This window comes from Aerococcus sp. L_32 (assembly GCF_050689315.1).
This window is the reverse complement of the sequence record NZ_JBOEQF010000353.1, coordinates 1-2,009: the sequence shown is the minus strand read 5'-3', so window position 1 is coordinate 2,009 and position 2,009 is coordinate 1. Positions and strand designations below refer to the sequence as shown.

At 37.0% G+C, this 2,009-nt stretch carries 3 protein-coding genes; 2 read left to right on the top strand and 1 reads right to left on the bottom strand.

Annotated features, from left to right (window positions below; all coding sequences use genetic code 11):
* Window positions 1–427, top strand: a 427-nt coding sequence (locus ACRCJ0_RS12835) for a redoxin domain-containing protein (RefSeq protein WP_431390674.1), incomplete at its 5' end; no start/stop codon positions are given.
* A gap of 70 nt (window positions 428–497) precedes the next feature.
* On the opposite strand, the gene ACRCJ0_RS12830 is transcribed toward ACRCJ0_RS12835, so the two are convergent.
* The gene (locus ACRCJ0_RS12830; protein WP_059349036.1) at window positions 498–668 is read right to left on the bottom strand and encodes a DUF4044 domain-containing protein; all 171 of its coding nucleotides are present in this window, start codon (window positions 666–668) and stop codon (window positions 498–500) included.
* A gap of 241 nt (window positions 669–909) precedes the next feature.
* Here ACRCJ0_RS12830 and gndA point away from each other — a divergent pair.
* A partial coding sequence (gene gndA, locus ACRCJ0_RS12825; RefSeq protein WP_431390673.1) for an NADP-dependent phosphogluconate dehydrogenase occupies window positions 910–2,009 on the top strand: 1,100 nt, incomplete at its 3' end.

Sequence of the window (2,009 nt, the reverse complement as noted above, 5' to 3'; positions counted from 1 at the left end):
GGCACCTGATTTTGAGGTGAATGAAGTAAGTGGTGGCAAAGTGAGTAAAGCGGACTTTGCTGGTAAAGTACTTTTATTATCCGTTGTACCAGATATTGATACATCTGTATGTTCTATCCAATCAAACCGCATCAGTGACTATGCTAAACAAGCTGGTGAGGGCGTAGAAGTCGCAACAATATCAATGAATACTGATGAATCTTTATCTAACTGGAAAGCTGAAAATGATTCAGATATGCGTATGTTAAACGATGCAGCAGCATTCGGTAAAGACTACGGTATCTTCTTACCGGAATTAGGCAAATTAGCACGTGCAATGTTCATTATCGATACTGAAGGTAATGTTGTTTACAAAGAAATCGTTAATGAAGTAACAAACGAACCAGATTACGAAAGTGCTATTCAAGTAGTTGACTCACTAGCGTAAAAAAATAGATAGTAAAAAGGAGGTGTGACGGTTTTGTCACATCTCCTTTTTTACTAGTATATTCAGTTTGTTACATACCGAAATAGCTATATAAGGCAAATCCTAAGGACAAGACTACTGATGATAGAATCAAGATTAACATGATCCAAGTAAAAATTTTACCGGTTTTCTTGTCTTTTTTATTGTACATTTTATCGAAGCCACGCTTTTCTGGTGTATGTTTCTTTGGACTTTTACGCATATCAATACTCCTCATTTTTAATTCTCGACCATTATAACACAAAAGGATATTGCTTTCTTCCGGTATCTTCTAAATGAATTTTTTCAAGATAGTGGTATAATAAGGAATGAATTATGAATAAGCGCTAAAAATAAGCGTTAAATTTACTATGATTATGATGAGATACTTTTAAATTATGAGATTATTTGATACTATATGAGAAGGTTTTATCATTAAGTTGTTACCTTAAGGAGGAAAATAAATGACTGAAGCACATATTGGTGTTGTCGGAATGGCCGTAATGGGCAAGAACTTAGCGTTGAATATCGAAAGCCGTGGATATACGGTGGCTGTATTTAACCGTACTACCAGCAAAGCAAAAGCTGTTGTAGATGAAAATTCAGATAAAAACTTAGTTTTTACTGGGACTGTGGAAGAGTTTGTGAATTCATTAGAAAAACCTCGCCGTATCTTATTAATGGTACAAGCAGGTAAAGCAACAGATGCAACAATCAGTCAATTAATGCCATTATTAGATAAAGACGATGTCATTATTGATGGCGGAAACACATTCTTCCAAGATACAATTCGTCGTTCTAACGAAATTGACGGTTCTGGTATCCACTTCATTGGTATGGGTGTTTCTGGTGGTGAAGAAGGCGCGCTTAAAGGCCCTAGCTTGATGCCAGGTGGTCCTAAAGAAGCGTATGATATAGTTGAACCAATCTTAAAACAAATTGCAGCTAAAGCGCCTAGCGATGGCGAACCATGTGTAACTTACATCGGCCCCAACGGAGCTGGACACTACGTTAAGATGGTTCACAACGGTATCGAATACGGTGACATGCAATTAATCGCTGAAACTTACGATTTATTACGTCGTTATTTAGACTTACCTGTTACTGAAATCGCTGATCATTTTGCAGATTGGAACACTGGTGAATTAGACAGTTTCCTAATCGAAATTACAGCTGATATTTTAACAAAACATGATCCAGAAACAGGTAAACCAATGGTTGACGTGATTTTGGACCGTGCAGGTAACAAAGGTACTGGTAAATGGACTTCTCAATCAGCATTAGATGTTGGTGTACCATTACAAACAATTACTGAATCAGTTTACGCACGTTACATTTCAGCATTGAAAGACCAACGTGTTCGTGCTTCTAAAGTGTTAGCTGGACCAGAAAATACAGCATTCGAAGGCGACAAAAATGACTTCGTTGAAAAAATTCGTAAAGCTTTATACTTCTCTAAAATCATGTCTTACGCGCAAGGTTTCTACCAATACCGTACAGCGTCAGAAGAATATGATTGGAACTTGAACTATAAAGAAATCGCAGCTATTTTCCGTGCTGGATG

Excerpts from the sequence above, each read along its gene's own strand:
- ACRCJ0_RS12830 (WP_059349036.1), bottom strand. The coding sequence starts at position 668 with ATGCGTAAAAGTCCAAAGAAACATACACCAGAAAAGCGTGGCTTCGAT.